The 6,515-nt window shown below is 57.9% G+C and carries 8 protein-coding genes; 3 read left to right on the forward strand and 5 right to left on the reverse strand.

What is annotated here, in order from left to right; all coding sequences use genetic code 11:
• Together ACFFAR_RS21130 and nhaR are read right to left on the reverse strand one after the other, a co-directional pair.
• Window positions 1-591, reverse strand: a 591-nt coding sequence (locus tag ACFFAR_RS21130) for an MFS transporter (protein WP_375508399.1), incomplete at its 3' end; no start/stop codon positions are given.
• 383 nt (window positions 592-974) lie between these two features.
• Window positions 975-1,868 carry a transcriptional activator NhaR gene (gene nhaR, locus ACFFAR_RS21135; RefSeq protein WP_174363860.1) on the reverse strand — a complete coding sequence of 298 codons (894 nt, stop codon included), beginning with the start codon at window positions 1,866-1,868 and terminating at the stop codon, window positions 975-977.
• A gap of 131 nt (window positions 1,869-1,999) precedes the next feature.
• Here nhaR and ACFFAR_RS21140 point away from each other — a divergent pair, with 131 nt between their 5' ends.
• Both ACFFAR_RS21140 and ACFFAR_RS21145 read left to right on the forward strand, forming a co-directional pair.
• Window positions 2,000-2,323: a zf-TFIIB domain-containing protein gene (locus tag ACFFAR_RS21140; RefSeq protein ID WP_174363861.1), complete on the forward strand. Its 324-nt coding sequence runs from the start codon at window positions 2,000-2,002 to the stop codon at window positions 2,321-2,323.
• A 90-nt stretch (window positions 2,324-2,413) separates the two neighbouring features.
• A complete protein-coding gene (locus ACFFAR_RS21145) occupies window positions 2,414-2,881 on the forward strand; it encodes a CBS domain-containing protein (protein WP_174363862.1) in 468 nt (155 codons plus the stop codon).
• Between the two features lie 254 nt (window positions 2,882-3,135).
• Here the strand turns inward: ACFFAR_RS21145 and ACFFAR_RS21150 are convergent, their stop codons facing one another.
• Window positions 3,136-3,333 (reverse strand): hypothetical protein, encoded by a 198-nt coding sequence (locus tag ACFFAR_RS21150; RefSeq protein WP_174363863.1) that lies wholly within the window; start codon window positions 3,331-3,333, stop codon window positions 3,136-3,138.
• Between the two features lie 156 nt (window positions 3,334-3,489).
• Between ACFFAR_RS21150 and ACFFAR_RS21155 the strand changes: the two genes are divergently transcribed.
• On the forward strand, window positions 3,490-4,326 hold the full coding sequence (locus ACFFAR_RS21155; RefSeq protein ID WP_375508400.1) for an EamA family transporter: 837 nt from the start codon (window positions 3,490-3,492) through the stop codon (window positions 4,324-4,326).
• A gap of 3 nt (window positions 4,327-4,329) precedes the next feature.
• Here the strand turns inward: ACFFAR_RS21155 and ACFFAR_RS21160 are convergent, their stop codons facing one another.
• Together ACFFAR_RS21160 and ACFFAR_RS21165 are read right to left on the reverse strand one after the other, a co-directional pair.
• The gene (locus ACFFAR_RS21160) at window positions 4,330-4,917 is read right to left on the reverse strand and encodes a DUF1344 domain-containing protein (RefSeq protein WP_174363865.1); all 588 of its coding nucleotides are present in this window, start codon (window positions 4,915-4,917) and stop codon (window positions 4,330-4,332) included.
• A 267-nt stretch (window positions 4,918-5,184) separates the two neighbouring features.
• Window positions 5,185-6,351 carry a metallophosphoesterase gene (locus tag ACFFAR_RS21165; protein ID WP_062172342.1) on the reverse strand — a complete coding sequence of 389 codons (1,167 nt, stop codon included), beginning with the start codon at window positions 6,349-6,351 and terminating at the stop codon, window positions 5,185-5,187.
• Between the last annotated feature and the right edge of the window lie 164 nt (window positions 6,352-6,515).

The following is a 6,515-nucleotide window of genomic DNA, read 5'->3' on the forward strand; positions in this document are numbered from 1 at the left end:
GCTCGCCGGCGGTGCGAACAGCGCCATGCCGAGGAAGAACACGACCAGTCCCTGACCCAGGCCGAACCACAGGAAGGTCGCTTCATAGCCGCTGTTCTTGATCATGTGCGCAATAGGCACGACCGTCGCGGCCGACCCGGCGCCGAAACCCGCCGCGGTGATACCCGCTGCCAGCCCTCGACGATCCGGAAACCACTTGAGCGCGTTGCCCACGCACGTGCCGTACACGGCGCCCGCGCCCACGCCACCGACTGCGGCCGCGAAGTACAGCATTGGCAAGGAAGCCGAGATCGAATTGAGAACCCACGCAGCCGCACACAGCAAGCCGCCAACGACGACTACCGGACGCGGGCCGTATTTATCGACGAGATAACCTTCGATTGGAACAAGCCATGTTTCGGTCACGACGAAAATCGTGAACGCGACCTGGATGGCCGCGCGGCCCCAGTGATGCTTTTCATCGATCGGATTGACAAACAGCGTCCAGCCGTACTGCATGTTCGCGATCATGGCCATGCAGATCACGCCGAACACGAGCTGCACCCATGGCGATGCCAGGCGCGACTCTCCTACCGGGCGATTCGTTTCCATCACTGTCTCCTTGGCATTTGCTGCCTTGTATTCGGGACGCCGAATTGACGTCTGCCTCATTGCCGTCTCGTTTGAGGGGTAGCAATGGGATACACAATATGTGATATATCAAGTAAGTCAAGTGAAAGAAATGACAGGGTTTTCACCAGATCGGGTTATTACTGAAGGGAATATGAAAGAACGCCTCACGTTTTCTCGACGACTTTTCAAGGGCCAAAAAAAAGCCCGCAGGCATGCCTGACGGGCTGAGGCGTGGTACGCGACATGGCAGTCCGCAACACGTATGACCGTTATAGTTGAAAGCTAACCGTAATGTAAGTTATTTTTGTTATTTCTTTGAAAGAAATTGACCGCATACATCGCGATGGAAGGAGGACGGGTTTTCAGCCGTTGAACAACGTACTCCGCGCGGCATTCATGATCGATGAAATCGCGGGATGGCTGATACGTCTTTCGATGGAAATCGCGAAGAACTCCTCAACGATCGTCTCTATATGCCCGATCGCCACCAGTCCATGTTCGCGTTTAAGTTGCGCCGCCAGGACCGTGGGGGCGAACAGCACACCGCGGCCTTCGCGGCCGAAAGCGAGCGTGAGCGCGCTGTCATCGAATTCTCCGACAATGCGCGGCGTAATCCCGCGAGACTTGAGCCAGTGATCGAGCTTCCTTCGCACGGCCGATTCCGTTCCGGGCAGCAACACGGGCATGTCGCTGAGCGATGCCGGGTATGACCTCGCGCCGCGGGTCGCCAGCGCCTTGGGTGCAAAACAGCTCAGCGTGGAGCGGCCCAACGAATGATTGAAGGCCTTTACGTTCACATCAGGGGGAATCGGCGCGTCGGCGATGATCAAATCGAGTTTATGCACTGCAAGCTGCGATAACAGCGAATGCAGTTTGCCTTCGTTGCAGATCAGTTTCAGCGAGGTCGACAAGTTCAAGGCCGGTTCGAGCAACCGGTAAGCAACCGTTTTCGGCACCGAATCCGCCACACCCACGCGCAGTTGCGTACGCGCTGCTTCCCTCTCCTGCCGGACTGCGCTCTCGAGTTCGGCGCCCAGGGAAAAGATCTCATCGGCGTAATCGAGCGCGAGCCTGCCGGCGTCGGTCAGCTCCAGATTGCGGCCGCTTTTCTTGAAAAGCTTTTTGTTGAGCGTTTCCTCGAGCAGTTTGATCTGTCCGCTGAGCGTTTGCGGCGTGATGTGCAACTGCGCACCCGCTCGGGCGATGCCACCCGCGTGCGCCGCGACCCAAAAATAATACAAGTGCTTGAAGTTCATCCTGGCCCTGTAAGCGACACCCGATACATCGATATTCCCGAACGATCGACGTTGAAAATACGTATATTACATTATGCTTACTTACTATACATTAGAACTTCGGTAGCGACGAAAACGAAGGAGCCAAGAGAATGAAATGTCCCATGTGCAAGACCCCGGAGCTGTTGATGACAGACCGACAAGGCATCGAAATCGACTATTGCCCGACGTGTCGCGGCGTATGGCTAAATCGTGGGGAGCTCGACAAACTGATCGACCGTGCGGCGGAAGAAGGCCGCGTGCGGAGCGCTGCGCCACAGCCCGCTGCGATATTGACGAACGCGAACACCGAGCGCAGGCGGGACGAGCGCATTCGCTATGACGACCATGATCGCCGCGACGATGAATATCGCGAGCGCCGTCATCCATACAAAAAGAAGAAGTCGATGCTCGGCGAGCTGTTCGACTTCGGCTGACCTTGAAGCCTTGAAGCCCCTAAGCTTCGGATTTTTCGATCAATCAAACACGGCCCTTCGTTGAACGGCCGGATATCAGCGAGGTTCTGAATGACAACCGTTGCGCAGTTACTGAGTTCCAAACCGGATCAGTCGTTTCACACAATAGAGGCCACGGCGAGCGTGTTCGACGCCATCAAGCTGATGGCCCACAAGCAGATTGGCGCGTTGGTGGTGACGTCTGGCGACCAGATCACCGGCATCTTCACGGAGCGCGACTACGCACGCAAGATCGTGTTGCTCGACCGCTCGTCCAGGGTGACGCCGGTCGGTGACGTGATGTCGAGGGCGGTTCGTTATGTTCGTCTCAACCAGACGACCGAGCATTGCATGACGCTCATGACGGACAACCGCATCCGCCATCTTCCGGTTATCGATGGAGGATTGCTGATCGGGATGGTGTCGATCGGCGATCTTGTGAAGAACCTGATCGCGGAGCAGCAGTTCACGATACATCAACTGGAGCACTACATTCGCGGCAACAGTCATGCCGAGGTGCCGGAAGCCGAAACACGATAGTCATGTCGGACCTGTTAGCGAGGTTAAGCAACATGCGACGCGCAAACGAACTGGAAGTCCATCTGGACAGAAACACGCATTCGGACCGTTTCCGAAAATTGTTTTCAACGAAACTGGATATGACGATCAAGCGGGCACGGTTCACGACCCGGCTGGTTGCATCGTATATGGGCGTGAAGGAGCACGAGGTCCACTTTTGGCGGGCCGGGATCACGCTGCCGGGCAGCGGACAATGCCGGCGTCTTTCCAGGCTTTTAAGGGTCGACGTGGCGTGGTTGTGCGGGACGCCGGCCACGGCCGCCTGAGAACTGATGCATGGCGCGATCTTCAGCTCGCGCCTCGACGTTCGCCACGAGCTCCTTGAGGTTGGGCGCCGTCAGGCCGGCGGCGGGATCATCGAGCAGCAGGAGCCGGGGATCGATATGCGGAATCCCTGGCGGCTTTTGACGCACTCAAGGCTTGTGCCGTCTGAAATGCCCTAGGAGAGGCACGTGTCGCCCCGGCCCGTTCTCTGTCATAATGAGGCGCTTCCGACTGCCACTTTTCGCCAATCAACGCCTTACATTGCCACGAACCGAGTTCGCGCATCCCCGTCCCCGCACCTTCTGATGCAGCCTTTCATCGTCTTGCTCGTCCTGTTTTCCGCGCTGCTGCACGCAACCTGGAACGCATTCCTCCATTCCAGCGCGGACCGCGTCTGGCAGTTCGGGATGATGTCGTTCCCCTACATCGTGTGTTCCGCTGTTGCACTGCTGCTCGTGCCGGCACCGGCGCGCGAGAGCTGGCCGTACATCGGCGCTTCGGCAGTATTGCAGTTCGGTTATTGCGTGGCGCTCGCAAAAGCCTATAAAGCCGGGGACTTCGGACAGATCTATCCGATCGCACGGGGGCTTTCGCCCCTGCTCGTTTTCGCCGGCGCGTTCGTGTTCGCGGGGGAACATCTTCGGCCGCTGGCGCTGGCAGGGGTGACGCTGGTATCGGCAGGCATCATCTCACTCGCATTCCGCAAGCGCCGTTTCGCCGCCGCAAGCGTGCCGGCCGCGCTTCTGACAGGTGCGTTCATCTCGGCTTATACGATCGTTGATGGCCTTGGCGTGCGTGTCGCGGGAAACAGCTTTGCGTACATTGCATGGGTGTATCTGCTCTTCAACGTGCCGTTCGCGGTGTTCGCGCTGTACCGATACGGCGGTCCGCGCCGACTATTTCTGAGCAACCCGCGCCGTTCAATGCAGGGCATGGTGGGCGGCGCAATTGCAATGGTGGCGTACGGGATTGTGGTCATCGCGTTTCGCTACCTGCCGATCGCGATGGTCTCCGCGTTGCGCGAGCTCAGCTCAATTTTTGCGGTGCTGATCGGCTGGATGTTCCTGAGCGAGAAGCTGACCGCGCGACGCGTCGTGGCGTGCGCGCTCGTTACGGCCGGCGCGGTTCTGATCAGGATTTAGGATCTACTTTGCAACCGGAGTCACTTCAACCGCTGTGGCAGAAATATATACCACGTGAACAGTGTCCCCGGCCTTGAGCTTTTTTGCGGCCAATTCCGGCGGGATACCAAACGTTTCGGTATGCCACGGTCCGCGTAGTGTAATCGTTTTCTTCTTTTGATCAATACTTTGCACAGTCGCAATAATCTCGATTTCCTTTGCCGCGCCGAAACCCGATGCGTCGGACGCAGAGGCGAATGCCGTCGTATCGACGCGCTTTCTCAGACCGGCATCCGCAACTGTTGATTTGACCGCTCTCAGTAACAGGGCTTCCTTGATCAGTACATCAACGCGATCACCGATTTTGAGCGAATCGAAGTTGGTAACCTGGGGACTGACCGCCACCGGGACGACATGTCCTTTGGATCCTTTGAGAGAAAGGGTTCGGGAACCGATATCAATGCCCACGATCTGCGCCTGGAGATGGCGTGGCTCCGAGGCCAGCGCGGTTTTAATGGCGTCGGTGGAAAGCTGATCATCGGTTTGCGCGCTGACATTTACGATCGCCAAGCAGCCAGCCAGCGATGCAGCCAAAATCCATTTTGCGTTCATGCATTTCTCCGGACGATGAAATAGTTAATCGCGCTCCAAATCAATTTAATTTCGAATCAGAAGCGCAAACGCACTAAAGCGCTAACGATATTTATACCGCGGCGCTTGCGTCACTGTCCATTGATCCGCGTCAATTACAGATTAACCGGAGATTGTGTCTTGTATTTTGATAACTGAATCAATTCGATAATTAAAATAATAGGAAAGGTTATCGACGTAGAGTCGTTAATCCTTTCCATAGCCGGGCGTCGTTAAGCGACGGTTGTCTCAGGCGGGACGCGTGCCGCTCAAAAGGCGCAGGCGCGTGATTTCGGACGGTGCGGCAATCCGGATAGGCGGTCCCCAGTAGCCGGTTCCGCGGCTTGTGTACACCCATAGGTCATTGAGCTTTTCGAGGCCCGCCACAAACGGCTGCTGCAGCCGTACGAAGAAATTCCACGGCAGGAACTGGCCTCCGTGGGTGTGACCCGACAACTGCAGTGTAAAACCTGCCTTCGATGCCGCCGGCGCGCTGCGTGGCTGATGCGCGAGGAGCAGGCGGAACATGATGTCGGCGGGTGCACCGAGCATCGCCTTGGCGGGATCGCTCTTGTGCGCGGGATCGAAGCTGCCTGCGCCGTAGTCGGTCACGCCGGCCACGATCGCGCGCGCGCCATCGTGGTCGACCACCACATGTTCGTTGAGCAAGACAGTGAGCCCAAGCCGGCGGAATTCAGCGATCCATTTGTCGGCGCCCGCGTAATACTCGTGATTTCCAGTCACCAGAAACGCGCCGTGGCGCGCCTTTAATTCGGACAACGGGCGTGTGTGGGCAGCAAGATGCGGCACGGAACCGTCGACCACGTCGCCAGTCACGGCAATCAGGTCGGGCTTCAGCGCATTGACGGCGGCCACGATCTTTTCCACGTACTGGCGCTTGATGGTCGGCCCGACGTGGATGTCGCTGATCTGGACAATGGTGAAGCCATTGAGCGCTGCAGGCAGGTTATCGATGGGCACGTCCACGTTCTTGACTGCCGCCCGGCGGCGCGCGCTGTAGATGCCGAACACCGTCACCAGCACGGCCAGCACCGGAACGCCGAGGGCGCTCCATGCCCTGAATGCCGGCCAGGGGTTTACAGCATTTTCACTGCTGCTCGCCAGGTGCAATACCAGCAGCACGATGTCCCGAAGAAACGTCAGCACGAGCAGCGAAGAGAAGAAACCCATTATCAGCAGCCCGATCCACGCCAGGCGATCGGAAAGCGGCTGCTGCCCGATGTTGCGCGCGATCATGCCGAGCGGAATCAACATCACCGACACCACCAGTGCAAGTACCGCGAGTATCTTGAGCGCGGTCCCCACGGGCGCCGCAGGAATGAGGCGCACGCCGATATACACGTGAAACAGAATCCCGATGCCGATTATGCGGATGAAAAATGCGGAACGTCGCATGGGCCGCCTGGTAGAAAGTGAGGCCGGCTTCTGGCCGGCGTAGGGCGCGGAGCAATCGTCGCGATGTCCGACATGCGCATCGACCGAGAATTGGCCGATGCAAAACGGCATCCGATTCTACCGGTTCACCAAAAAGCCTGCCGACGCATCATGCTGAGTGTTGC

The organism is uncultured Caballeronia sp., from assembly GCF_964243625.1.
GTDB lineage: Bacteria > Pseudomonadota > Gammaproteobacteria > Burkholderiales > Burkholderiaceae > Caballeronia.

Bases quoted from the DNA above. Each gene is read 5' to 3' on its own strand.
- nhaR (WP_174363860.1), bottom strand. From the start codon at position 1,868: ATGAACTTCAAGCACTTGTATTATTTTTGGGTCGCGGCGCACGCGGGT.
- ACFFAR_RS21140 (WP_174363861.1), top strand. From the start codon at position 2,000: ATGAAATGTCCCATGTGCAAGACCCCGGAGCTGTTGATGACAGACCGA.
- ACFFAR_RS21145 (WP_174363862.1), top strand. From the start codon at position 2,414: ATGACAACCGTTGCGCAGTTACTGAGTTCCAAACCGGATCAGTCGTTT.
- ACFFAR_RS21155 (WP_375508400.1), top strand. From the start codon at position 3,490: ATGCAGCCTTTCATCGTCTTGCTCGTCCTGTTTTCCGCGCTGCTGCAC.
- ACFFAR_RS21160 (WP_174363865.1), bottom strand. From the start codon at position 4,917: ATGAACGCAAAATGGATTTTGGCTGCATCGCTGGCTGGCTGCTTGGCG.
- ACFFAR_RS21165 (WP_062172342.1), bottom strand. From the start codon at position 6,351: ATGCGACGTTCCGCATTTTTCATCCGCATAATCGGCATCGGGATTCTG.